This window comes from Nocardia sp. 2TAF39 (assembly GCF_052114905.1).
Lineage (GTDB): Bacteria > Actinomycetota > Actinomycetes > Mycobacteriales > Mycobacteriaceae > Nocardia.
This window is the reverse complement of sequence record NZ_JBFRFQ010000016.1, coordinates 1-21837: the sequence shown is the minus strand read 5'-3', so window position 1 is coordinate 21837 and position 21837 is coordinate 1. Positions and strand designations below refer to the sequence as shown.

The window sequence follows — 21837 nt, the reverse complement described above, 5'->3', positions numbered from 1 at the left end:
TGCCCAACGCGGCGAAACACGCGTTCGCCCCAATTGCCGGGTAGCCGATTACGTCGAGCTGTATTCTGCCTCGCCCATCGAGCCGTCTGTACAGCGCACCGCGCCGGAACGAACTGATTGGAGCTCGACGGTGTCTTCGCCATCGATGGCCACGAGGATTTCTGTCCGGTGCTCGACGAGGCTCGCGCCGGACATGGGCAACCAGATGTCGCCGTATCCCGAGGAATCGGATGTGCACCTTGCAGTGCAACTCGGTAATGTGCGCTTCGATTTCACGGCCTGCGCCACTGCGGCTTTGTTGTTCATCCAAGATTGCCGCGCCCGCCGCTATCCGAAGCATGTCGCAGTGATCCCTGGTGACACCCACAGGTACCCGCGCTTACCCAATGAACGCCTGTATCTGGAGCCCTGAACCACAGCGATGAGCCGAGTAACTCGGACCGACCCGATTGCCGCGGCACGCGATCCATGCCTTGAAATCGCAGTTTCCACGGCAGGCCGTCGGATCACCTGGCCGTAGATCGAGTGACAGCGTCGTCACCGGAGCCCGGATGGATTCGTCTCCAGGTGAGGGTGTCCGACACCCTCGCTGCGCCGACAACGGGGTTGGCGGCAGTTCACAATGGTGTGGACCTGGAGACGTTCCGGTGCGGGTGAACCGAGGAGGTGGACGTGTGGCGGCGGCCCCTACACGCACATCCTGATCGCCGCTGCTACTGGGTCGGCTAGCGGCGGGGCAGTTGGTCGGCGAACAGTGCCCGATGACATCATCGCCTTGCTGCGGACTACTCTGGGCAACACCGACTCGTCGGATGCCTGGCGTGCTCGGGTGTGGGAACCGATCACGAAGTAGGGAAGTGGTGACGGTGAGCGACAGAGCCGTCTTCGTCCAAAACGCCACGACGCGCATTGCCGCCCCGCATGAGCGCGCGGACTACTGGTCCGAGCTGATCAACTCATACCACCGGCGTCTGGGCTATGCCTTCCCACGTGGAAGCGACTTCGAGGGTCGCACGACGTTGCGACGCACCCCCGACTACCAGCTCGTCGGCTGGGAATCCGACGCGGTGACCTACTACCGTAGCGCCGGACTCGTGCGCGGCGACTCCGACGACGATTTTCGACTGCTGCTACCCACCGCCGGGCAGGTGGACCTCTTCCAGTCCGGTCAGCACGCGCGGCTGCCATCGGGTGTCGGTTGCCTTGTGACCATCGACCGACCGTTCGCATTCTCGCTGGGTGATGGCAGCAAGGGGCTGCTGATGACCATTCCCCGACGAGAGATCGACCATCGCTTGGGCCGCACGCCGGAGTTGCCCGCCACTCCCGCCGACCTCACGTCAGGACTCGGTAGGGTGGTCGCCGACCTCGCCGCCGGGCTGTTCGCCGAAGGCGGCGACCTCACTCGACATCAATTCGACACCATCTCTTCCCACCTGGTGGAACTGTTGTGCATGCACATCATCGGCGACCAGCCCACCGGCCCCGGTCATCTCGCCGACGTGGAAGCTGCTGTCCGCCACTACGTCCGCACCCACGCTGGAGACCCCGACCTCACAGGCGCGACGATCGCCCGCGCCCTCGGCTGGTCCCTCCGGCAAATCCAGCTCGCGTTCCAGCATGCCGGCACCACACCGAGCGAACTGATCAGAGAGGAACGCCTGCAACTCGCCTATTCGCGTCTGCGCAGTCCCGCCTATCGCGACTGGAGCATCGCAGACGTTGCTATGGAACTGGGCTTCAGCTCGTCCAGCGCCTTCAGCTCGGCTTTCCGTCGCCGGTTCGACGCCAGCCCGCGCGATGTCCGCCACCGTTGACCAGGCCTGCCAGCCGGATTGTCAGGTCTGTTTTGTTCCGGTGTGTCGCTATTGTGTGGCGACCAGCGGAGGTCGGTCCGATTGCGGATGAGTTGGCCGTAGTGGGATCGATCGCGGTTCTCGATCAGCTCGGTGATCGAGAAGCCGAGCAACTCCTGATTGAACCGGATCGTCCGTAGGCGCCACCGGTCCGCGGGCGTATCAGTGGTGTCGGTCATCTCCGCCTCCCGTGGTAGGGGCGTGCCGCCGTCGTGCCGCTGCCCGACAAGCCGAGGTCACGGCCGGATGGTGGCATGCATTTCCCACACCAGGATCTCGGCCGGCTCGGTCGCCGTGACCCGCTGGCCACCCGTTGCGGTGAACCGCACCGCGTCGCCGGTATGCAGCGCGCCGGTGCCTTCGAGCACCACCGCACCGCGGGGCAGGAACAGGTGCAGGAACGGCGCGTCCGGCAGGCAGACCGACTCACCCGACGCCAGCCGCGCGGCGTGCAGGGCCGCATGCCTGTTCCGGATTCGAATCGCGGCGTCGTCCTCGTGCTCGCGCATCCCGGAGGCGACCGGCACCAAGCCCCCGGCCAGCACCTCCGATTCGATCTCCAGCTGCTCGTAACCCGGGGTGATCCCGGACTCGTCGGGCACCACCCACATCTGCACGAAGTGCACCGGGTCCCGGTGCGCATCGCCGCCCAGGCGCCAGGAGTCGTTCTTCTCCGAGTGCAGGATGCCGCTTCCGGCGCTCATGCGCTGGGCCAGGCCCGGGTAGATCACTCCGCTGTGCCCGGTTGAGTCCTGGTGCACCAGCGAGCCCTGCAGCACCCAGGTGACGATCTCCATGTCGCGATGCGGATGGGTCTCGAAACCCGTTCCGGGATCGACGATGTCGTCATTGTTGACCAGCAGCAGCCCATGATGGGTGTTGGACCGGTCGTAGTGGTGGCCGAAGGAGAAGGAGTGCTTGGAATCCAACCAGCCGAAAGTGGATTTCATCCGATCCTCGGCGCGGCGGACATCGATTTCGGGGGTCAGTTGGACGGTGCTCATGGGAGTGCCCTCCTCGAAGAGTTCTGAGCCGCTTAACGCGACCCATTTGGTTTCCATATCCACCAACTGGCGGTCGAGTGGATCTATTCCCGGCCTGACCCGCCACCAGAACCCGCGCGGCCGGCACGGGCGGGCCCGAGTCGTTCGACGCGGGATACGTGCCGTTCCTCGACGCCATCATGGACATCGCCGATGTCGACGGCCGGTTGACTCGCGCCGAACACGAGCGGTGGATCAAGGCGCTGATGAACGTCGCGGCCAAGGACGCCGAGACGACCGCCCGGTGCCTGGATGCCAACGGTGACGGCTCCAGTTCGAGGCACAGGCCGACCTGATGGCTGCCCGCTCTGGTCTGGACCGGTGCGGACATGCTCGATCCATCTGTGTCCATCGGTACCGGCGTGGTGGACAGCAGAGCGAACGCCGGAGTGAGCTGATACGGCGCCACGGATGCCTTGTCGATGCTCGGCATCGGCCAGCGCGGGCCTCCTGAGCGATAGCTTCGAGTAGAGTGTTGCGTCGTCTTTGCTCGGCACCTCGGCCCGAACTTCGGGAAACGGCGCGAGTAGGTCCGTGTCGAGTATCCGATCGCGACGCGGATTATGGTGGATCGGTGCGCATCTTCTTGGCCGGTGCGACCGGCGTTATCGGAGTCCGCCTGCTCCCGCTGCTGATCGAGGCCGGGCACGAGGTCGCGGGCATGACCCGGTCGGCCGCGAAGGCGGATCAGCTGCGTGCTGCCGGGGTCGAGCCGGTCGTCTGCGATGTGTACGACTCGGACGCATTGACCGCCGCTGTGGTCGCGTTCCGGCCCGAGATGGTGATGCATCAGCTCACCGATCTGCCCGACGACGCCGCGCTGCTGCCGGAACGAGCAGGTGCTAACGCGCGGATCCGCACCGAAGGCACCCGCAACCTGATCGCCGCGGCGCGGGCTGCCGGAGCGAAACGGTTTCTCGCCCAGAGCATTGCCTGGGAACCGCCCGCGGGGCGAGGTGAGGTGATCCAGGCGCACGAAGCGGCCGTGCTGAATATCGACGGTGTGGTGGTGAAGTACGGCCAATTCTACGGTCCGGGAACCTATTACGAGGCCGAGTTGCCCGTGCATCCGCGTGTGCACGTCGACGACGCCGCCGAACGAACGATCCCTCTGCTCGACGCGTCCAGTGGCGTCGTGATCATCGCCGACGCGTCCTGAAAACACCGACGAGCGCCGACTACGCGGCGCAGGGACCGGTGTCGACGGGGCGATCGGAGCGCAGGCCGTTGTCGAGACGATCGAGCACCTCCGGCAGATTGGTGGCGAATCCGACGTTGTCGTCGTTCTCGTCGACGCCGAAGATGATCCCGAGCACGCGGCCGCGGGTATCGATGAGCGGACCGCCCGAATTGCCGTGCTGGATCGAGCCGTCCACGGTGTAGATCCGGCGCTCACCCAGTCCGGTGCGGTAGATGTCGCGAACCTGGCGTACGGCCGTGCTCCGCACGCGGGTCGCGGCCGCGGTGTATGGTCCGCCCTTCGGGTAGCCGAGGGCGATCGCGTCGGCGCCGGGTTCGGCGGGTTCGGGCGCGACGGTGACAGTGGGCGCGGTGAGACCGGGGACGGCCAGAACGGCGATGTCCATCGTCGGATCGAACTGCACGACGGTCGCCGTGAGCGGCCCCGCGGAGGCGTCGACGGAAACCCTGGTGGAGCCCGCCACGACGTGGGCATTGGTCAGGACCCGTTCCGGCGCGACCACGAATCCGGAACCGGATTGGCGCAACCCGCAGGTGGGTGCGAGATCACGGACGCGAAATACGCTCTCGCGCAGATCGGTGGGCGCCGGTCCATCGAGGATGCTCGGATCGGGCGGCGCTGGCGGACGGGCGAGGCCCGCGTCGACGATGGGCGTGGTGAGCGCGGTGGACAGGCCGGTCAGCCAGAACGGTGCTACGTCGTCCACGGTCCGCACGATCGTCGAACCACGCACGGCCGCCAGCGATCCCAATGGTGCGGCGAACAGCCACACCACCAGCGGCACCGCGATCGAATGGGCGACGATCCCGCCCACGGCGTCGGCGCGCCGGGCAGCAGGTCCAGAAATGGTCGTCCGGGCGGCGTGCCCGGCCCGGTGCCCGACGGTTGCTCCGACCGCGACCAACCCGATGATCAGAACCAACACGAGCAGCAGCCGGACGGCACCGGGGGCGAGGTGGGCGAGTGTCGTCCCCCCGATCGTCGCACCGAGGCCCGCGCCCGCTAGTACACCGGCGAACCCGAGCAGCGCCACGATTGCGCCACGGCGCCACCCGAACGACGCGGCGACCACCATGGCGACGAACACGGCGAGATCCAGCCAGTTCGGCAAGGTCAACGCCACACTCCTGTCGCTGCTCATCGAGAACACCGACAGGTGCTCGTCGTCGGTGGCCACCTTCGCCGCTGGGTACCGGGCGGCTATAGCCCAGCTAGCGCGTGCGGCGACGGTCAAGCCGCCAATCTAACCAGGGATCCGACCGGCGGCAACCACGCGGCGCTAGGCCGGGAGCTGCGCCGGCGCCCGCAGGGCATACGCGCGGACGTCGGCATCGGAGTCTTCGACCGCGCGGCGCACCCGGTAATGCGCCACCCCGCAAGCGGGTGGGCGGATTTCGATCACGCCGATTCGAATGCGGGCATTCGGCGACCGCGGCGGGCTGATCTACTAGGGGGAATCGTAGGTGGTGTGAACCGGTACCTGGCTCTGCGGCCGCCGGGTCATGGTGCGGTGGCCTCGGGGATGCCGAGCAGGGCCGCCTGCACCTCGTGCAGTCGATCGGTGTCGCCGCGAATGCCAGCGACATTGTCGTTGTAGAGGAACGCCTCGCCGAGCCGGACCAGTGCATAGGCCAACAGTGCCGGTTCGATCGGCGGAAGGTAGCCGTCCTCCCGCTCGGCGCGGGTGATCAGTGCCTGGACGGTGGTGACGACCAACGGCTGCACCGGTCCGTCGCTCGCGGTCAGGATGCGCAGCCCCGACAGCGGCTCGTTCTCGAAGTAACGGCGGAACGGTTCGTTGTCGGTCATCCAGCGGTTGACCCGATACAGCACGTCCAGGATGCGCCGGGCGCCGGTGGAGCGGCGGCGCGCGTCCGCGCGAGTGAGCAGCGCCTCGAATTCACCGGCGAGGACCGTGCCGAGCACCCCGTCGCGGGAGCCGAACCAACGGTAGATCGAGGCACGGCTGACCCCGAGTTGTCCGGCGATCGCCTGGATATCCACGCGTTCGCCGGACAGGAATGCCTGCCGGGCGAGCTCGATGACCTGTTCCCTGGTCGCCGAGGCCGGTCGGCCGGGAGGTCGGGTGGTCGGCTGGCTGGAATCGGTCACCGAGGAATGGTACATCTTACGAATTCTGTATCGAACCGGTGCTCAGAACCATTCATCCCGCATCCGCAGGGTGGTCGTGTCCAGGCGGGCGAGTAGATCCAGTGCCGGTGCGGTCTTGGGCAATTCGAAACTGTAGAAGAAACGCGCCGCGTGTCGCTTCCCCTCGTAGAAGTCGCCGGAACGGTCGGCGGCGGCGAGGAACTGCTCGAGCCAGATCCAGGCCAGCACGATGTGTCCGAACGCCTCCAGGTACACCGAACTGTTGGCCAGCGCGGCCTCGATGTCGCCGGAGGCGAACAGTCCCGCGGTCACCTCGACCAGCCGCTGCCACGTCGAATCCAGCTGGGTGGCAAGCTCGGCCGCCTCTCCGCCCGCGGCACGGGCGGCTTCGACAGTGGCGCCGACCCGCCCGCCGAGTGCGAGCAGGCTCGCACCGCCCTGCTGGGTTACCTTGCGCCCCAGTAGATCCAAGCCCTGGATGCCGTGCGTGCCCTCATGGATCGGGTTGAGCCGGTTGTCCCGGTAGTGCTGCTCGACGTTGTACTCGCGGGTGTAGCCGTAGCCGCCGAGCACCTGGATGGCGAGACTGTTGGCCTCCAGGCACCACTGCGAGGGCCAGCTCTTGGCGATCGGCGTCAGGATGTCCAGCAGGAGGGAGACCGCGCGGCGTTCCTCCTCGGTGTGCGCGGTGTGCTGTTCATCGACCAGCCGCGCACAGTAGAGCACCAGCGCCAACGCACCTTCCGTGTACGCCTTCTGTGCCAAGAGCATTCGCTTCACATCGGCGTGCTCGATGATCGGCCGCTGCGGCGCGGCCGGATCGGCGGGCAGTTTGGCCCGTCCCTGCGTGCGGGTGCGCGCGTAGTCGAGCGACTCGAGGTAGCCGGTGTAGCCGAGCGCGGTGGCGACCAGGCCGACACCGATCCGCGCCTCGTTCATCATGTGGAACATGTAGCTCAGCCCGCAATGCGGCTCGCCGACCAGGTAGCCGATCGCGCCGGGCGCGTCGCCGGGTGTCCAGCGGCCCTCGCCGAAGTTCAGCACGGTGTTCACCGTGCCGCGGAAGCCCATCTTGTGGTTGAGTCCGGCCAGTGCGACATCGTTTCGCTCGCCGATCGCGCCGTCGTCACCGACCAGGAACCGGGGTACCACGAACAGTGAGATCCCCTTGGTCCCCGCGGGCCCGCCGGGGATCTTCGCGAGCACCAGGTGCACGATGTTCTCGCCGAGTTCGTGATCACCGCCGGAGATCCACATCTTGGTGCCGAACAGCCGATAGGTGCCGTCGCCCTGCGGCTCGGCACGGGTGACGATGTCGGCAAGCGACGAACCCGCCTGCGGCTCCGACAGGCACATCGTGCCGAAGAACCGTCCGGCCAACATGGGGCGGACGAACTTCTCGACATACTCCGGACCACCATGTGCGACAAGCAGATTCGCGTTGGCCGCGGTAAGGAAGGGGTAGCCCGCGGTGCCCGGGTTGGCCGCTTGGAACCAGGCGTAGCCCGCCTGTGCGACGGTCGCGGGCAGTTGCGCGCCGCCGAGCTCGTAATCCATTGTGGCCGAGGGCATCCCGGACTTGGCGAACGCGGCGAGTGCCTGCCCCACCTCGGGGATGATGGTTACGCGTTCGCCGTCGAAGGTCGGCTCGTTGGCGTCGTTGAGTTTGTTGTGCGGCGCGAAGTACTTGGTGGCGAGCTGTTCGCTGAGGTCGAGCACAGCGTCGAAGGTCTCCCGCGAGTGCTCGTTGTACCGCTCGCGATTGGTGAGCTCCTCGACGTCCAGCCACTCGTAGAGCAGGAAATCGAGATCGCGCCGGGACAGCAAGGTCGACCGCATCAGCCCGTCCTTTCGAGACATCTTCTACTCACTGTATCTTAGGGCGTCCGGATCGGATCGCCGCCGGCGGTCTCACCCCACGAGATCCAGTAGGCCGCGCGCCCGTGCGGTCGCGGCGGCCTCGGTGCGAGTAGTCGCGCCGAGTTTGGTGAGGATGCGCGAGACATGCACGCCCGCGGTGTTGCCGCTGATGAAAAGCTCGGCTGCGATCTGACGATTGCTCAATTCTTTGGCGACCAGTCGGAGCACGTCCAGTTCCCGGGGCGTCAGGCCGGAGGGGCTCGGGGCTGCTTGCTGGGCGGGGCGACCAGCGGCTTCGTCGAGGGTGACCCCGGCCCGGTCGGCCAGCCGCCTGGCGTGTTCGGTGAGCGGTGTTGCCGCCAGCTCTTCTGCCGCCGCGAGGACGGCGCGCAGTAGCTCCCCGGCCGCCGTGCGATTGCCGACGGCCAGTTCAGCCTCCGCCGCTTCGAGCAGGCTGCGCGCCAGTTCATGCGGTTGCCGGAGGGCTCGCCAGGCGGACGCCGCTTCCGTCCAGTCGGCGGGACGACCGCTGCGCGCGGCGCGGAACACGGCCCGGTGGGCAATGTCGACGGCTGTGGTCACCGGCAGCGCTGCCGCGACGGCGTCGAGCTCCGCCGCAACGCCTCCGGATCGGGCCACCGCCGTGACCAGCGCCCACGCCTCATGCGGATGTGCGGCCACGGCCTCCGCGGGGAAGTCCACGGCGCGCTGCGGTCGGCCCGCCACATGCGCGATCTCGAACTTCACGGTGCGAAGCTGGATCTGGTATTGCATGGCCCAAAGGCTGTCGCCGAGTAACGGCTCGGCGGTTTCTACGCTGGCCGCCGCCGCGTTCACATCACCGCGCGCCAGCACGATTCTCGCGTGACACAGCAGCAGTGCGGCGGTGTTCAGCGGTGGCAGCTGCTCGGTCAGCGGCTCGTCGACGAGGCCGAGCGCCTCGTTCCAGCGGCCGAGCGCGGTCAGCGCCTGAGCCCATTTGACCAGCAGTATCGGCCCGGCCTCGACGAAGCGGAAGGTCTCGTGCGCGGCCCACAGCCCCTGCTGAATCACCTCGATGGCCGTGTCGTTGTCGCCGGCCGCGACCAGCACCGCCGACTCCCACAGCACCACCGCGAGCAGCGTCCCGGATCGGCTGCGGCCGTCGCGGCGGCGCGTGCCTTCGCGAAATGCGCCATCGCGACCTCGGATCGGTCCGCGGTGGCCAATCCGAGATATGCGTACGTGCGCGCGGTCAGCGATCTGGCGCCCAGCTGTTCGGCCACCTCGATGGCGGCGCGCGCGTCGCGTTCGGCTCCGGCCGCATCCCCGCAGAACACGCGCACCGCGGCGAGCTCAGCGAGCACCTCGCCGCGCAGCACTCCGCGACCAGCCGGGACTTGCCGAGCCCTGCCTCACCGCCGACCAGCACGGTGTGCACCGCGGGGTACGAGCGCTTTCACGACGCGAGCATGTTCGCGCCGAAACCGAAGGGCACGGTGCCGACCGGTGTCGCGGTATTCAAGGACGGCGATTACGCCATCCGCCGCTTCGCCGAGAAGGCACACACCATCACGCACTGGTCGGAGTTCTATTCCGGTGGCCACTTCCCGGCGCTGGAGGTGCCGGAGCTGCTCGTCGGCGACGTCCGCGAGTTCTTCCGCACGCTCGGCGATTGACGCGGTGGAACGGAAAGGGCAGGAGGTCGGTCACCGTCTGCCCTTCGCCGTGCGGCATCTGGGAGGCGGCAATGGTGCCTGCCCGCACGTGCCGGGCCCGTCCGTACAGTCGTGGTGTTCGCGTCTGTAGCGATCAGTAGCTCGACCTCGTTCCTGGGGCGGTCCGGCAGGCGCCATCGTTGTCAGGCTCGACCAGCAGCGTCGCACGCCGTCGGGTGCTACGGATTCAACATCATCGACATGTGGGTCTGGGGCGCGCTGGCAGCCAACGGGCATGATCACGGAAGCCAGGGTTGACAACTCGTGGATCTTCTCCTGTTTCAAGGACATTCTTGATGGACTCGACATTGGCCGTGAGCATCGCACGGAACGACTCTTCGGTAGCGCCAGCCGCGTGCGGCGTGACGAGAAGCTTGTTGTTGCCCAATGCCATCAACCCAAGGAGATCGTTCTGGTCGGAAGGCGCGGGCACGACGTAGTAGCCGTCCATGGCAGCGGCCGCGAGGCGACCGTCGCGCAGCGCGGTTCGCAACGGCGCTGGATCCACGAGCTCCGCTTCGGAAGTGTTGATCAGAATTGCGCCGGGCTTGACGGTGGCGAGTTGCGCTTCACCGATTATCCGGTCTGTCTGTGGGCCGTACGAAGCATGGAGACTGATGACATCGGACTCGGCAAGCAGCTCAGGTAGCTCGACCCGGCGAGCGGCGATGTCTCGTTCCAGTTCCGGCTTGGCTGTTCGGCTCACGTAGACCACTCGCATCCCGAACCCGTTGGCCGCTATCCGGGCGACGATAGTGCCGATGGTCCCCATTCCAACGATGCCCAGCGTCTTCGCATAAAGGTTGCGTCCCTTGATCTCGTGCCATCGACCGGCCTTCGTTTCCGTCGTCAGGTCCGTGATCCTGCGCCAGGCATCGAGCATGAGACCGATCGTGAATTCCGCGACCGCACGTGCGTTGGCTCCGGGCGCGTTGGTCACCGCAATTCCCGCCGCAGTCGCTGCCGCAGTATCGATGTATGCGTGATATCCGACACCCATGAACGCTATGACTTTGAGGTCGTCGGCAGTGGACAACGCGGCAGCGGTCACACGCTCTACACCACCGAGAATGTATGCGTCCTTGTTCACCAGAGCGCGCGCCAACTCGATTTCGGATAGGTCGTAGCGACAAACTTCGACCTCGAGATTCTGCTGCCGCAGCCATTCGATATCGGCTGGCGTCACGTCGGCCCCGGTGAGCAAGGCGCGATAACGGCTCAATTGAGCGCTCATGGTCATGCATTCTTCGCGGCGAGCCGGATTGCGGTGTCTCGCAGCAACCGCGCACCCTCCAGCATCAGCTGCGGATCGCGGGCCAAGGCAACGCGAACGAAGTTTCGCCCGCGCTCCGGCTGATTCCAGAAGAAGTTTGTTCCGGGCAGAACATGCACTCCCTCCCGAATCGCCTCGTGGACGAAATCCTCGCAATCGAGTCCCCCCCGGAGAAGCAGCCAGTCCACCGAAACAGGCGATTGTAACTCGGTAATGAATTCTAATTCCCCATCCGACAGAATCGACCGGAGGATGGAACGGTTCTGTAGCACAGAAGGCAGGATGCTACACTCTATACCATTTCTCGAACTGTCCTCGATGAATTCCGTCAGCACCCGCAGGTGGAAAGGAGAGACACTCTGCAACAGATCGTCGTGCAGTCGGTACATATCTGCGTACATATCCGGACTGCATACCGTCAATCCGACCTTTATTTCACTGGTGGACCAGGTCTTGCCCGTGTCTTCGAGCACGATATATGAGATTCCCGATTCCTCCAGAACCTCGTATTGCGACCAACCGATCGGCAGAGGTGAAAAAAAGCGAAAAGACGAGTCCAGAACCAGAGTGCAGCGACGGTCGGCGCAACACTGAACCAGCGTTCTGAACTCCGGTTCGGACAGCGTCCATCCGGTGGGGTTGTTCGGTGAGACCAGCCAGACTACCGCAGGTTCGAGCCGAGCCATCGCCACAGGCAGGTGTTCGACGGTGCAATCCTGTTCCGTCAGCGGCACGAGCTCGACATTCTCTCGGCGCAAGATCGATGAAATATTGTCGAAAACCGGCTCGATCAAGGCAACTCGCTTGCCTGTACGAGCGCAGTGGCTTACCATCATTGTTATTGCGGACGATGCGGAATACGAAAGCATATACCTGGACACATCCTGATGCATCGGCTCGCCGGCCAGGCGCAGAAAAGCGGTGAGGAACGCCTCCTCCAGCTCGGACTGCGATTGCTTTCGCGCCTCGCAGAACAGCTCTGGAAATCGCTCGACAATTTCTATCTGCGAGGACGTCAGCGGCTGACGACAATGGGCATCCGATAGGTTCACGGCTCGATCGAGGCTACGTCTCTCATATGTGGTACTCGTTGTGCGCCCGAGCGGATTGGGAAGATTTGAACTGTGCGTACGGATCGGTGTCACGGTTGGTGTACCTTCAAGGTGGTAGTTACAGGCTGGTGCGTGTGGCTTTGCTGGTGTATCGGACGTTCACTCGGCGATAGCCGGACAGCCACAGCAGTTAGCGAAACCGCAGAGTTGAACCGGTCGGTCGGCTCTATGGTGAGCCTTTTCGCTCGTGTGGTGGCGAAGTTTCGGTCCAAGGTGTCGAGAAGCGTCGTACCGCGGTCTGACCGGGGTCGACGGCTTCGGAATCCATTAATGATCCGGCTGAGAAGCCCGTTCGGTTGTGCTGTTCGGGGACCGGCGGGATCGCCTTTTCCGCGGAGGTATCATTTCCGCCGGGCCGGGCATCGAGTGAAATATCGATATTGAGCGTGGCAAGGGCAGTCTTCGCGCTGGTCGCGAACTTGGCCAGTATCCGCCTCGCCACGGTGACAATAAGTGCTCGACTCACTCGGTCGGGCGCACCGGGTGTGGGGGCGGCACGCGCCGCAATCCCTCCCAGCCCGACTCCCGCGCCGATACCGATTGCAGCCGAGAATAGAAATCCTCCTGACGAACCGGCGACGTCGATGGCCTTACTCGCCACTATGCTTCCCATGGCTACGCCAACCCACATCAGGCTGAAATGAAAGCCAAGGGCCTCACTGAGTGCACGCTTGGATACAGCAGCATTCATCCGATCGGAACTGGCCGGGAAAACAGCACCAGCCAGTGCGCCGACTGTGAAAACTGCTATGGCCAGCGAAAACGGACCGGGTGCGAAGGCGCAAGGCAACACGCTTATTCCGAGTCCTACCAGCAGAGGATACGGCGAGATGGTTGTGGAGATTGCGCCATAACCGTACCCGCCGGCCACTGCACCGGCTGCGCCAATGGCTAGCATCAGTCCAACTGCCTTCGTGGCGTGGAAATCGTGCATGACCGTGACGACACTCAGTTCCTCCGCAGAAAGGACGGCAACGGCTGCGGCATATCCGAAACATGCTGTCATGAACCCGGTCTGTTTCCAGAATCGCCGTGGGGCACGCCGTGACACTTGGCTCTTGTCGGTTCGCAGCGGTGGGTTCTGTCTCAATAATGCGACCCCGCAACCCACGGCCACCAATCGGACCACGAGCAGCACGGCCGCCGTGTTCCAAATATGCATTGCTGCGACACCCAGCGGCGGTCCGACCAAAAGCGACACATCCGCGGTGACCTCGTACGCGGCGAGCGCCGGTCGCCGCTCGCGCTTGGTCGTGGCGATCGCAATGGCCTGTTTTGCGACGTTGATGACTGGTATTTCGAACCATCCCGCCAGCGCCACGAGAAACAGCAACAGCGGAAACGGGGCGAAAGGTGCGATCAGCCAACAGATCCCGTTTATCAGGATCGATGGCGCCATGGTGGCCCGCAAGCCCGATCGATCGAGCCGCGGGCCGCGCTGTAGCTCGCCGCCGGCCATGCACAGGTAGACCACGGCACTCAATAGGCCCACATCACCGTAGGAGAGGTGCAACGTGTGCCGCACATGCATTACCAGCAACAGGGATTGGGAGTTGAGAACAATCCGGAACAGTAGACTGAGCAAGATCATATTACATACCGTCGGATTTGCCAAAAGCTTTCGGTAGGCTTTCACCCCCCACTCACCTTTCGGGTGGAACTTTTACTCCTGGAAGGTGAGTTGCGCTGTTTTGATCAGGCATACTTTTTTTCTTCCCATGTTCGCCACCATGCCTTCGTAACCTGTACCGCACGACTTCTTCGACTGTCATGCGAAAACCGCCGTATTATGAGTGCCAGGCTGTATGGGGCGCTTGCTCACGTAGCTCATCGCGCATCTCATAGTGACATCTATTCGACAAGTCGTTCATCGACACGCAATCCTAGGCGACGGATGTCGTCTCGAGCAGGTCGCGCAACTCTGGGATGGCGACAGAGATAGCGTGTGCGAATTGTCGCATGTGCTGTTCAATGCCCCCGAATGCACTGAGGTAGATGTTGAGGCCGCCAGGCTGCAGGATGTAGCCGATCCCTATGCATTGGGCTGTCGGCGGCCCGAAACCGAAGAATCGAACATTGACCGATGACACGGAACTGGTGCTGAGATAGTCATCACGCAGAATCCTCCAGCCAGGAGATTCGTAAATCGCCAGCGGCTGATCACCGTGGTGCCGCTGGATTCGCTGTAGCTCCACGAGGTGCCGTTCGGGAGCACGCCCCGCCTGGCAGTCTCTGATGTTAGCGACGTGTGCCCCCGCCGCGGCACGTAGCGCGGCGGCCCGAGCGGTAGCTGTGGCGGTCGAGTCGTTCATCAACGCCACGAAGCGAACGACTTCGGGGGTGACCGCTCGGAGGGCTTCTGTGCGGCCGTGGCGGTAATGCCTCACGGCAACGGATTCGTAACTGGTGCCGAGCAATCCCCTGGACCGTTGATGAGCCAGTTGGTAAGCCACTTGCACCAACGCATCCGGGGATATTCCGAGACGTTTGGCTGTGTCCGAGCCGAAGTCGTCGAACGTCACAACCTCCGTGGCGGTCTCGCGCGCTTTCTTGTCGAAGTCGGCTGAGGCTTGCCGAATTTCCTGCTGCAGGTCCCCGTTGAGACGGAATTCGATCGGTGATACCGCGGGCGCTCGGCCGGGCTTGTCCGCCGAGATGGCTGTCGCACTCGCCAGAATTGCGTCGCAGAAGCTGGCCACGGTGGTTCCGTCCAGGCCGGACTCCTCGATGTTGACGCCTGCGCGACCATCGGCGAACACGATGAATGTCAACGCTTTGTCGTACCAGCGGTTCCCGCCGTCACCATGCATGAGCTGGTTACAGGCCGAGAGTTCGTCTCGGGGCGCGAAGTCCTCGAGTGCGACGCAAAACAGTGCCGTTTCGATCGTCTCGAGTGCGGTGGCGTTGTCCGGATCTTCGATGAGGGCCTGGCGGGCCGTCGCCCATGCCGCGCGCGGTTGTGTTGTCAGCGCTCCCGACGACGGCTCCGCGGCCGGATCGGCTCCCCTGATCGCGTCCAGCCCGGCGATCAGGTCCTCGACGGGATGCGGGGTACCGTCAGCTGCGAGGATGTCCATTCGGAACGCATGACGACGGAAATGGACGACGATGTGCCGGGCCGTTGACGGGCCGGGTTCCGCGGCGCTGTAGGCGGAGCGCACAACGTCGCATTCGATGCCGGGGATCCTGGTGGTGGAGAACAGGCACCTGTTCTGATGCATGGACACCCGCCGGCCGCGAAGCATCACGGGCGATACCATCTCGGCGTCGAGTTCGAGTTTGTACGCGGCGGTGCGCGCGATCAGTTCGGCGGCACGTTCGAGTTGCCCGTGCTCCGAGTCCGTGAACAAGAAGAAGGAATTCGCGTTGAACGCGATACTGTCCCGATAGCCGAGATGGCGAGACGTCCAGAATGCGTCGAGCCAACTGTGGACGCCGGGTGTCCGATCGAATCGCTCGATCTCGCCCTGCCACGTCCGTGCCCGACTGTCCAGCGCGAGGAACTGCTCCACGGTCGCTGCCGTGGCAGTCAGTTCCTCGTCGGTCAGCAACGGCGAACATCGCTCGAGGAACCGCTCGCACGTTTCCTCCAACGTCGGGATGGGGAGCCGCGGCAATTGCTCGTCGTAATCAAATGTGCTGCCGGACATTTCGGCGTCGAGTTCCTCGTTCACCGGCAGATTGTCTCACCACCACCGCAGCGACCGACTCCAATAGTGGGAATGCCGGGCAAGCTATTGCGGCTGAGTGGCGAACCATCAGCTATGGTACGAGATTTGCGGTCACCAGTATGAACGCCAGGACGTAGCCGCATCGCCCGCCCCGTTCGGCGTGCGCAGGTTCAATCCAGCCGGGCCAGCCTTGCGAGGATCGTCGCGGCCATCGCCGCGGGATCGCCGTGGTCGGGACGCAGGACGAGTTCGGCATCCGTCGGCGCTTCATAGGGATCGTCGATGCCGGTGAAGCCACGGATCTCGCCTGCACGCGCCTTGGCGTACATGCCCTTGGGGTCGCGGGCTTCACAGACCTCGAGTGGGGTGTCGACGAATACCTCGACGAACGGGATGCCTGCTGCCTGATGCGCCGCCCGAGCGCGGTCGCGATCAGTCCGGTAGGGGCTGATCAGCGAAACTACCGCCACCACACCGGCTTCGGCGAACAGTCTGGCGACTTCGCCGACACGCCGGACGTTTTCCATCCGATCGGCCGCGCTGAACCCGAGATCCGAGTTGAGCCCGTGGCGCAGGTTGTCTCCGTCGAGAAGGAACGCCGGACGGCCCGCCGCCACCAAACGTCGCTCCAATTCCACTGCAACCGTGGACTTTCCGGAGCCCGACAGGCCGGTCAACCAGACCGTGAGGCCCCGCGTGGCGCGCTCGTCGCGCTCGACCGCCGTGGAGTGCCAGACCACCCGGGAAGACGGCAGGCTCGGACCGGTGATCATGCCCGCGGCGACAGTGTTGTTGGTGGCGTCGTCGACCAGGATGAAGCTGCCGGTGGTGCGGTTGCGGCGGTACGGGTCGAACAGCAGCGGTTGACGCATTCGCAGCTGGATGCGCCCGATCTCGTTGAGTGACAACGACTCCGCACCCTCGTTGCGATGCAGCGTGTTGACGTCGAGCCGGTAGTCCAGGGTGCGGATCTCGACGGTGGCCGTACGGGTGGTGTGCCGGATCGTGTAGGTCGCGCCCGGGGTCAGCTGCGCGTCCTCGGCGAACCAGCACACCATGGCGTCGAGGTCGCGGCCGACGTGCGGCCGGTTGTTCGGGCGGCAGATCAAGTCGCCGCGGGAGATGTCGAGTTCGTCGGCGAGCTGGATAGTGACCGCCTGCGGCGGAAAGGCTTCCGCGACCGGTGTGCCGCCCGGCCCCCAGATCGCCTCGACGGTGGTGGTGAATCCCGAAGGCAGTACCGCCACTTCGTCGCCCGGCTTGAACACTCCGCCGGCCACGGTTCCGGCATAACCGCGAAAATCCTGGGCATGCCTGCGCGTCACGTACTGCACCGGGAATCGGGCGTCGATCAGGTTGCGGTCCGAGGCGATGTGCACCTCTTCGAGATGGTGCAGCAGGGGAGTGCCCTCGTACCACGGCATGCTCGCGCCGTGATGCACGATGTTGTCGCCGTGCAACGCCGACACCGGCACGAAAGTCAGGTCGGAAACGTCGAGTTTGGAGGCGAACCGCGCGAATTCCTCCCGGATCTCCTCGTACCGGTCCTGCGACCAGTCGACCAGATCCATCTTGTTCACGCACAGCACCAGGTGCGGGATGCCGAGCAAGCTCGCGAGGAACGCGTGGCGGCGGGTCTGTTCGACGACGCCCTTGCGGGCATCCACCAGGATCAACGCCAGATCTGCTGTGGACGCGCCGGTCACCATGTTGCGGGTGTACTGGATGTGCCCCGGGGTGTCGGCGATGATGAATTTCCGTCTCGGCGTGGCGAAATAGCGATGCGCCACGTCGATGGTGATGCCCTGTTCACGTTCGGCGCGCAGGCCGTCGGTGAGCAGGGCCAGGTTCGGGTAGTCGTCGCCGCGGTCGCGGCTGGTGCGTTCCACCGCAGCGAGCTGATCGGTGAAGATGGTCTTGGAGTCGAAGAGCAGACGACCGATCAGGGTGGACTTGCCGTCGTCGACGCTGCCCGCGGTAGCCAGGCGCAACAGTGTGGTCGTCATCAGAAGTAGCCTTCTCGCTTGCGGTCTTCCATGCCTGCTTCGGAAATGCGGTCGTCGGCGCGGGTGGCGCCGCGCTCGGTGACGCGTGCCGCGGCGACCTCGGCCACCACCTCCTCAGGGGTGACCGCGGTGGATTCGACGCAGCCGGTGCACGTCGCGTCCCCGAGGGTGCGGAACCGAACGGTGGCGTCGTAGGGCTGCTCGCCGTCGAGGAGTTCGAGAAAACGGGTGTGCGCCAACAGCATTCCGTCACGTTGCACCACCGGCCTGCGGTGCGCGTAGTAGAGCGGAGGGAGTCCGATGCCTTCGGCGCTGATGTAGCTCCAGATGTCCAGCTCGGTCCAGTTCGACAGCGGGAACACCCGGATGTGCTCGCCCGTCCGGTGCCTGCCGTTGTACAGGTTCCACAGCTCGGGGCGCTGGCTGCGTGGTTCCCATTGGCCGTATTCGTCGCGGAAGCTGAACACCCGCTCCTTGGCGCGGGCTTTCTCCTCGTCGCGTCGCGCACCGCCGAACACCGCGTCGAACGATCCCTCCTGGATCGAGCGCAGCAATGTCGTGGTCTGCAGCCGATTGCGGGAGGCGCGCGGGCCGGTCTCCTCGACCACCCGTCCCGCGTCGATGTCGTCCTGCACTCGCCCGACCACCACGCGCAGTCCCAGCCGCGCCACGGTCTCGTCGCGGTAGGTGATCACCTCGTCGAAGTTGTGGCCGGTGTCGATATGCAGCACCGGAAACGGCAGCGGTGCAGGCCAGAAGGCCTTGGCCGCCAGATGCAGCATCACCACCGAATCCTTGCCGCCGGAGAACAGCAACACCGGGCGTTCGAACGTCGCTGCGACTTCACGGAATATATGCGCCGACTCGGCCTCGAGTGCGACCAGATGAGGCAGCTCGTAGGTGCTCGCCGTCGACTTCGTGTACTGGCTCACCCCGCAAAATTAGAACACGTTTCGGTTGTTGGTCAATGGTTTGTGTCCGGCCGAACTCGCCGTCACGGCGTCGGCGGCGGCAATCAGCGCCGCGCCCCGTCTCGCGATCTCGGCACCGGTGATCGAGGCGCCGATGTACATGGTGAGCACCATGTTCTGTCTGCCGTCACCGCTGTAGGTCGGTGCGGCGAGCAGGCTCACCGCGTGCTCCTTGCGTGGACGCAGATCCGATCCCAGGTAGACCCGTTCGCCGAGGCTGGTGACCAGCTCGCCGACCAGTTCGCGCAGCCCGTCGGGTAGATCGCGGTCGGCGACGCCGGCCAGCAGCGAGTACAGCCTGCGACCAGCGGTGGTCATGCTCTCCACCAGGAAACCGCGCTCGCGGCATTCGGCGACGACCTGACGCAACCGGGCCTCGTCCTGTCGCAACGGCACCGTCGGCGGCTTGGCCAGCCACGCGTCGAAGGCCGCGTCGGTGTCCCAGAGCACGTACATCAGGCCGACCGGCGGTGCGAAGGGATACGCCGCGCCGACCTTGACCAGACCGGGGCCGGTGCTTTCCAGCACCATGATCTGCTCGCCGACCACGGCCGACGCGGTGCAGGTCGTGCGGTAGTGCGCGGTGAGTTTCTCCAACTCGACGCGGGCGAGCGCGGAAATGGCGAAGCTGTCCTGCGCCACTCGGCCCGCCGCGATCAGCGCGGGTCCGAGGCCGTAGGTGAGTGAGTCGGCATCGCGCACCAGGTACCCGGCCGCGCTCAGCTCGGTCAAAATGCCGAGGCAGGTCGGCTTGGCCAGGTCGAGCGCGCGGGCGATCTCGGAGAGCCCGAAGCGTTTGCCGCGCTGCTCGACGAAGAAATCCAGTACCTGAACCACCCGCACGGTGGGCGCGGACCGACGGCAGACCATTGACCACTCCTAGAACACGTTCTAATCTTTCTCTTGTCGAAATGTACCAGAGTGGTACGTATTTGGAACACGGAGAGCCTCTTGTTGACACAGCCGTTCGCGGACGCCATCGCCGCCGCCGAGCAGATCATCACCGGAGCCGCGCACATCCGCACCGAACAGGACCTCGTGGAGGGATACGACTATCTCGCGGGCAGCATCCGTGCCTCGCTGCAGATGGCGTGGGCCTACGAGCGAGACTTCCCGTTCTTCGTGCAATCCACCGGGCCGTACACGAAGATGGGCCTGGACAACCCCGACACCCTCTATTTCCACTCCTACCTGCGGTCGGACGCGGAATATGTGGTGACCGGCAAGCGTGGGACCACCCGCGACCTCAGCTTTCAGGTGCTCAACGGCAATTACTCGCCGGTCGATGTCCCCGACAGCGTCACCGCCTTCGACGACCGTGAGCTGGAGATCGGCCCGGACGGGAGCTTCGAGATCCGTTTCGGTCCCGGTGCACCGCGCCCCGGGTACGTGCATCTGAGTCCCGACTCGGAGATGCTGGTCGTGCGTGAGGTGCACAGTGACTGGGCCACCGAGAAGGCGGGCACCCTGCGCATCCAGCGGGTCGACCGGATCGGCGACGCCCCGCCGCCGCTGACCAAGGACGTGCTCACCAAACGGTACGGCGTGGCGGGCAAGATGCTGGTGTCGCGGCTGAAGACCTTCCTGGCCTTCCCGGAATGGTTCTATCTGAACCTGCCGGTGAACACATTGACCGAGCCGAGATCGACCCCGGGCGGGCTCACCACGCAGTTCTCCTCGGTGGGTCACTACGAGTTGGACGATGACCAGGCGATGATCATCACGGTGCCGAAATCCGACGCGCCGTACCAGGGCTTCCAACTCGGCAGCATGTGGTACCTGTCGCTGGACTACATCAACCACCAGACCAGCCTCACCGCCGACCAGGCGCAGGTAGACCCGGACGGGATGATCCGCCTCGTGGTCGCCGAGCGTGACCCTGGCGTGGCCAACTGGATCGAACGCACCGGGCACGCGCGCGGGTACCTGCAGTTCCGCTGGCAGCGGTTGTCCAGGGACATGAAGCCCGACGACGGCCCGACCGTGGAGGTGGTTCCGGTCGCCGACCTGCCGGAGAGATTGCCGTTCTACGACCAGGCGCGCGTCACGCCGGAACAATGGCGCGCACGGATCGCGGCACGGCAGGTCGCCGTCGCGGAAAGGATGCTCGGCTGATGTTGTTGCAGGACAAGGTAGTCGTGGTCTCCGGTGTGGGGCCCGGACTCGGCCGCGCCATCGCGGTGCAGAGCGCGAAGGCGGGCGCCGACGTGGTGCTCGCCTCGCGGACCGAGTCGCGGCTGACCGAGGTGGCCGAGGAGATCACCGAACTGGGCAGGCGTGCTGTTGTCGTGCCGACCGACATCAACGACGAGGCCGCGGCCGCGAACCTGGTGGAGGCCGCCCTGAGTGCGTTCGGCAAGGTCGACACACTGGTGAACAACGCATTCGCGATCCCGCCCATCGTCGATCTCGCCGATGTCGACCTGGATCAGGTGCGTGCCGGCTTCGAAACCAACGTGCTGGCCGCGCTGCGGCTGACCCGGCTGTTCGTGCCCGCGCTCACCGAGACCGAAGGCTCGGTGGTGATGATCAACTCGGCGGTCCTGCGGCACTCGCGGCGCACCTTCGGCCCCTACAAAATGGCCAAGGCGAGCCTTCTGGCGCTGGCGCAGAGCCTGGCCACCGAGCTCGGCCCCAAGGGTATCCGGGTGAATTCGGTTGCGCCGGGCTACATCTGGGCCGACAACCTCAAGTGGTACTTCAAATACCTGGCCGAGCAGCGCGGTATCACCTCCGAAGAGGTCTACACCGAGACCGCGAAGACCACCGACCTGCGCAAGCTGCCCGAACCCGACGAGATCGCCGACGCGGTCGTGTTCTTCGCGTCCGCCATGGCGCGCGCGATCACCGGCGCGTGTCTGGACGTCAACGCCGGCGAATACCACCACTAGGAGGGCATCGTGAGCCACCATGGCGCAGCGCTCGCGATCCCGACCGGGTGCGGGTGTCCCGCACAAACACGGAGGAGGGCATCGTGAGCCACCATGGCGCAGCGCTCGCGATCCCGACCGGGTGCGGGTGTCCCGCACAAACAC

General features: G+C 65.1%; 19 protein-coding genes. 7 read left to right on the top strand and 12 right to left on the bottom strand.

The features are described 5' to 3' along the window. Nucleotides 1–193 precede the first annotated feature (193 nt). Nucleotides 194–412 (top strand): hypothetical protein, encoded by a 219-nt coding sequence (locus tag AB4Z47_RS12885; RefSeq protein ID WP_441950600.1) that lies wholly within the window; start codon nucleotides 194–196, stop codon nucleotides 410–412. 454 nt (nucleotides 413–866) lie between these two features. Further along, the gene (locus AB4Z47_RS12880; RefSeq protein ID WP_441950598.1) at nucleotides 867–1817 is read left to right on the top strand and encodes an AraC family transcriptional regulator; all 951 of its coding nucleotides are present in this window, start codon (nucleotides 867–869) and stop codon (nucleotides 1815–1817) included. A 275-nt stretch (nucleotides 1818–2092) separates the two neighbouring features. Here the strand turns inward: AB4Z47_RS12880 and AB4Z47_RS12875 are convergent, their stop codons facing one another. Continuing rightward, complete coding sequence (locus tag AB4Z47_RS12875; protein ID WP_441950597.1) at nucleotides 2093–2860, bottom strand: pirin family protein; 768 nt, start codon at nucleotides 2858–2860, stop codon at nucleotides 2093–2095. Between the two features lie 158 nt (nucleotides 2861–3018). On the opposite strand from AB4Z47_RS12875, the gene AB4Z47_RS12870 reads away from it, so the two are divergent. Both AB4Z47_RS12870 and AB4Z47_RS12865 read left to right on the top strand, forming a co-directional pair. Next, on the top strand, nucleotides 3019–3195 hold the full coding sequence (locus AB4Z47_RS12870; protein ID WP_441950595.1) for a hypothetical protein: 177 nt from the start codon (nucleotides 3019–3021) through the stop codon (nucleotides 3193–3195). Between the two features lie 278 nt (nucleotides 3196–3473). Continuing rightward, entirely contained in the window at nucleotides 3474–4058 is a 585-nt protein-coding gene (locus tag AB4Z47_RS12865; protein WP_441950594.1) for an NAD-dependent epimerase/dehydratase family protein, read from the top strand. A gap of 19 nt (nucleotides 4059–4077) precedes the next feature. On the opposite strand, the gene AB4Z47_RS12860 is transcribed toward AB4Z47_RS12865, so the two are convergent. From AB4Z47_RS12860 to AB4Z47_RS12845, 4 genes are all read right to left on the bottom strand, one after another. Continuing rightward, entirely contained in the window at nucleotides 4078–5334 is a 1257-nt protein-coding gene (locus tag AB4Z47_RS12860) for a MarP family serine protease (protein WP_441950592.1), read from the bottom strand. 266 nt (nucleotides 5335–5600) lie between these two features. Then, entirely contained in the window at nucleotides 5601–6212 is a 612-nt protein-coding gene (locus AB4Z47_RS12855; RefSeq protein WP_441950591.1) for a QsdR family transcriptional regulator, read from the bottom strand. A 42-nt stretch (nucleotides 6213–6254) separates the two neighbouring features. After that, nucleotides 6255–8051: an acyl-CoA dehydrogenase gene (locus AB4Z47_RS12850; protein WP_441950589.1), complete on the bottom strand. Its 1797-nt coding sequence runs from the start codon at nucleotides 8049–8051 to the stop codon at nucleotides 6255–6257. A 72-nt stretch (nucleotides 8052–8123) separates the two neighbouring features. After that, a complete protein-coding gene (locus AB4Z47_RS12845) occupies nucleotides 8124–9185 on the bottom strand; it encodes a LuxR C-terminal-related transcriptional regulator (protein WP_441950587.1) in 1062 nt (353 codons plus the stop codon). Between the two features lie 56 nt (nucleotides 9186–9241). On the opposite strand from AB4Z47_RS12845, the gene AB4Z47_RS12840 reads away from it, so the two are divergent. Continuing rightward, entirely contained in the window at nucleotides 9242–9730 is a 489-nt protein-coding gene (locus AB4Z47_RS12840; RefSeq protein WP_441950585.1) for a hypothetical protein, read from the top strand. A gap of 232 nt (nucleotides 9731–9962) precedes the next feature. Here AB4Z47_RS12840 and AB4Z47_RS12835 read toward each other — a convergent pair whose 3' ends face one another. The 7 genes from AB4Z47_RS12835 to AB4Z47_RS12805 all read right to left on the bottom strand — a co-directional run bounded on the left by AB4Z47_RS12835 (nucleotide 9963) and on the right by AB4Z47_RS12805 (nucleotide 19672). Beyond that, complete coding sequence (locus tag AB4Z47_RS12835) at nucleotides 9963–11003, bottom strand: 2-hydroxyacid dehydrogenase (RefSeq protein WP_441950584.1); 1041 nt, start codon at nucleotides 11001–11003, stop codon at nucleotides 9963–9965. Between the two features lie 2 nt (nucleotides 11004–11005). Beyond that, nucleotides 11006–12094 carry a pyridoxal phosphate-dependent aminotransferase gene (locus AB4Z47_RS12830; RefSeq protein ID WP_441950582.1) on the bottom strand — a complete coding sequence of 363 codons (1089 nt, stop codon included), beginning with the start codon at nucleotides 12092–12094 and terminating at the stop codon, nucleotides 11006–11008. A gap of 226 nt (nucleotides 12095–12320) precedes the next feature. Further along, entirely contained in the window at nucleotides 12321–13790 is a 1470-nt protein-coding gene (locus tag AB4Z47_RS12825; protein WP_441950580.1) for an MFS transporter, read from the bottom strand. Nucleotides 13791–14037: 247 nt separating this feature from the next. Further along, nucleotides 14038–15828 carry a choline/carnitine O-acyltransferase gene (locus AB4Z47_RS12820; protein ID WP_441950578.1) on the bottom strand — a complete coding sequence of 597 codons (1791 nt, stop codon included), beginning with the start codon at nucleotides 15826–15828 and terminating at the stop codon, nucleotides 14038–14040. 167 nt (nucleotides 15829–15995) lie between these two features. Next, nucleotides 15996–17831, bottom strand: a complete 1836-nt coding sequence (gene cysC / locus AB4Z47_RS12815; RefSeq protein WP_441950576.1) for an adenylyl-sulfate kinase — start codon at nucleotides 17829–17831, stop codon at nucleotides 15996–15998. After that, nucleotides 17831–18763: a sulfate adenylyltransferase subunit CysD gene (gene cysD, locus AB4Z47_RS12810; RefSeq protein WP_441950574.1), complete on the bottom strand. Its 933-nt coding sequence runs from the start codon at nucleotides 18761–18763 to the stop codon at nucleotides 17831–17833. Before cysD ends, cysC begins: the two co-directional genes overlap by 1 nt. 9 nt (nucleotides 18764–18772) lie before the next feature. Further along, nucleotides 18773–19672 carry a helix-turn-helix domain-containing protein gene (locus tag AB4Z47_RS12805; protein ID WP_441950573.1) on the bottom strand — a complete coding sequence of 300 codons (900 nt, stop codon included), beginning with the start codon at nucleotides 19670–19672 and terminating at the stop codon, nucleotides 18773–18775. A gap of 81 nt (nucleotides 19673–19753) precedes the next feature. Between AB4Z47_RS12805 and AB4Z47_RS12800 the strand changes: the two genes are divergently transcribed. Continuing rightward, nucleotides 19754–20917 (top strand): hypothetical protein, encoded by a 1164-nt coding sequence (locus tag AB4Z47_RS12800; RefSeq protein ID WP_441950571.1) that lies wholly within the window; start codon nucleotides 19754–19756, stop codon nucleotides 20915–20917. Then, nucleotides 20917–21693 (top strand): SDR family oxidoreductase, encoded by a 777-nt coding sequence (locus AB4Z47_RS12795; protein ID WP_441950569.1) that lies wholly within the window; start codon nucleotides 20917–20919, stop codon nucleotides 21691–21693. Before AB4Z47_RS12800 ends, AB4Z47_RS12795 begins: the two co-directional genes overlap by 1 nt. Nucleotides 21694–21837 lie beyond the last annotated feature (144 nt).